The organism is Pseudomonas sp. (assembly GCF_050739995.1).
Lineage (GTDB): Bacteria > Pseudomonadota > Gammaproteobacteria > Pseudomonadales > Pseudomonadaceae > Aquipseudomonas.
The window spans coordinates 1-1,598 of sequence record NZ_JBOICG010000487.1; the positions used below are offsets into that span (position 1 = coordinate 1).

General features: G+C 59.8%; 1 protein-coding gene. It reads left to right on the forward strand.

Annotated elements, in window-relative coordinates:
• Positions 1–1,301 (forward strand): TonB-dependent receptor (locus ACRESD_RS16115; RefSeq protein ID WP_431751835.1); only part of this gene is annotated, 1,301 nt, incomplete at its 5' end.
• Between the last annotated feature and the right edge of the window lie 297 nt (positions 1,302–1,598).

Consider the following 1,598-nt stretch of genomic DNA (forward strand, 5'->3'; position numbering starts at 1 on the left):
GTTCCTACACTTGGGACGACGGTTACGCCGGGCTGTCCTACAGCAACTACGACAGCAACTACGGCTCGCCCGCCGAGCAGGACGTGCGCATCCGCATGAAGCAGGATCATTACGCCTTTGCGTCCGAATTCCGCAACCTGCAAGGCCCGTTCAGCTCGGTGAAAGTCGACGCGGGGTATACCGACTACCAGCACCGAGAGATAGAAGGCGGCGAAACTGGAACCACCTTCAAGAACAAAGGATATGAAGCGCGGGTCGAAGCCCGCCACCAACCTCTCGGCCCGTTCGACGGTGTGGTCGGCGCCCAGGTGACCCGCAACGAGTTCTCCGCCCTCGGTGAAGAAGCCTTCGTGCCGCAGACCGATACCAACGCCGGCGCATTGTTCATCCTCGAAGAGATGCAAGCTACCGAACGCCTGAAACTCAGCCTCGGTGGACGTGTGGAACACACCAACGTCGACCCCGACGCCAAGGGCAACGCGCGCTTCGCCGCGGCCGACAAAAGCAATGACTTCACCGCCGGCAGCCTGTCGTCGGGAGCGGTGTATACCCTCACGCCCATCTGGTCCCTGGCCGCGACCCTGGGTTACACCGAGCGCGCCCCGACGTTCTACGAGCTGTATGCCAACGGCGCCCACGTCGCCACTGCTACCTATGAACGTGGCGATGCCAACCTGAAGAAAGAAAAAGCCGTGTCCAGCGACCTGGCGCTGCGCTTTGACAATGGCACCCACAAGGGCAGCTTCGGCGTGTTCTACAGCCGCTTCTCCAACTACATCGGCTTGCTCGGCACCGGCCGCACACTGAACGATGAAGGTGAGGAAGACGCAAGCGGTCACCCTGAGTACCAATACTCCGGCGTGCGTGCACGCTTCGCCGGCTTCGAAGCCCAGGATCACTGGAAACTCGGCGAAAGCGCCTACGGTAAGTTTGCCCTGGAACTGTCGGGCGACTACACCCGTGCCACCAATCTAGACACCGGCGAAGCGCTTCCACGCATCGCACCGCTGCGTTTGAACAGCGGTTTGCTGTGGGAACTGGACCGCTGGCAGGCGCGCATCGATGTGGAACATGCCGCAGGCCAAGGCCGTGTGCCGGATAACGAAAGCGGCACCGATGGCTACACCACCTTGGGCGCCAGCGCGGGTTATCGCTTCAATGTGGGTGGCAGCCAATGGCTGGCGTTTGTGAACGGTGAAAACCTGACCAACCAGACTGTGCGCTATGCCAGCTCGATTCTGCGGGACATTGCGCCGGCGCCGGGGCGCAGTGTGCAGTTCGGCATCCGCACCACTTTCTAAAGAACACCGCAATTCCGGTTTATGTGGGAGCAGGCTTGCCTGCGATGCAGCCACCTCGGTGTTTCAGTGACACCCATGTGATGCTATCGCAGGCAAGCCAGCTCCCACAAAAGCCTGCCCACACCCGTTTTTTGCAGCGACACTTAGTCACTGTTACCAAATCTGAAATGATGCATCTTGCGATTTACCCTTTCTCTGCGCGCCCACTCCCTTTATCCTTCCCAGTAATAAACTGAAACGTTTCACTCCTGCGGTCGATCCCATCTTGCCGAATTTCTCTCTCGCCAAAGACAGCGC